Origin of the sequence: Pseudomonas sp. URIL14HWK12:I12 (genome assembly GCF_003097135.1) — a bacterium.
In the GTDB taxonomy this organism is placed as follows: domain Bacteria; phylum Pseudomonadota; class Gammaproteobacteria; order Pseudomonadales; family Pseudomonadaceae; genus Aquipseudomonas.
In genome coordinates, this window is the sequence record NZ_QEQL01000018.1 from 1 (window position 1) to 1,271 (window position 1,271).

Annotated in this window: 1 protein-coding gene; it reads right to left on the reverse strand. The window is 61.8% G+C overall.

Annotation, left to right across the window (positions count from 1 at the left end; translation table 11 throughout):
* The coding region (locus F474_RS22750; protein ID WP_218191685.1) for a hypothetical protein at positions 1–1,154 on the reverse strand (1,154 nt) is incomplete at its 3' end.
* Positions 1,155–1,271 lie beyond the last annotated feature (117 nt).

Sequence of the window (1,271 nt, forward strand, 5' to 3'; positions counted from 1 at the left end):
CACTGGCCGCCTTCATCGGCTTGGCCTGAGTCGCTGGCCAGGGTGGTTACGTTTCCAGTGCGAGTGACGCCGGAAATCAGTGCTTCGCCTGCTGTATATTGGCCCGCACTGTGCGCCTTCGAGGTGGCCAGTACCGTGCCGTCCGGGAGCGTGACCTTGTCGGCTTCGAATTTGTAGGAGCGCTCACCCACCATGCGCTTGTTGTGACCATCGTCGAGTTTACTAAGGGGATATTGCAAGCCGAGTGTCTCAAATTTGTTTTCGTTGAGGTCCTGCCTCCTTTCCAGCACCCCCACGCCCATCACCTGCTCGCTCAAGCCAGCATATACACGCAGCACCGCGGTGCCGTCCGGTCGATCATGGCGGGTGACACGCCCCAGCTCATCTCGGATGAAGCAATGCTTACGCACTGTGCCGTCGGTTGTCTGCTCAATCGCGACCACTCGGCCGTTGGCATCCATTGTCGTGAAGGTTCCGGCAAGCTCTTCACCTTCGGCACTGCGCTGGGTTTCCCGGCAGGTCAGGGTGCCGTCCGCGCGGCTTTGAAGGTCGCTGCTGGTGTAGCGCAAGGTATGCGGCCCCAGCCCTTCTTCCACGGTATACGCGCTGTCCAGCAGGTCACGGCTCCAGGCCTGGCGCCCTGGCAGCACGACCTCCTGCAGTGGCTCGTAGATCGCCTGGCCGCCGGGAAGGTAGTCCCAGGCCTGGCTGACCACCGACTCATCACCGGTGCCCCGCATAAACTTGATCTGCAACGGCACAAGTGCGCCTTTTGCACTAGGGCGCCAGGCGCTGCGCACCAGCCGTTGCAGGCCATCGAACTCATCCCAACGCTCGCCACCTTCGGGTTGGCTCGTCTGGGTGACCACGCCGCCATGCTCGAAGCTGTAGCGCGTGGTTGTCACAGCCTTGGAAGGCTCATCGCGCTTTCCATCGGGGTTCAGGCGGTAGCGCACCTGCTCGACCACCCGCCCAAGCCCATCATGGCGGAAGTCGGTCTGGGCGCCGTCAGCAGTTTTGCTCAGGCACCGTCGAGAAAAGCGTGAGCGCACTTCACGGCTGATCAGCTCAGTACCGGCCTTGGTGCTGGCATGGGTGCTGATTTGCAACCCCTCGCAGGTGGGGTTGTCTTCGAACTGCTGGACGAGGGTCATGCTCAAGGACGCGTCGCCGAGCACAGTGGTTTGCTTATCGGTGATCGACCACACCTTGACTTTGCAGTCCTTGTTGGCCGTTTTGGGTGCAGGCTCCGACGCCGTGGTACTGCGCAT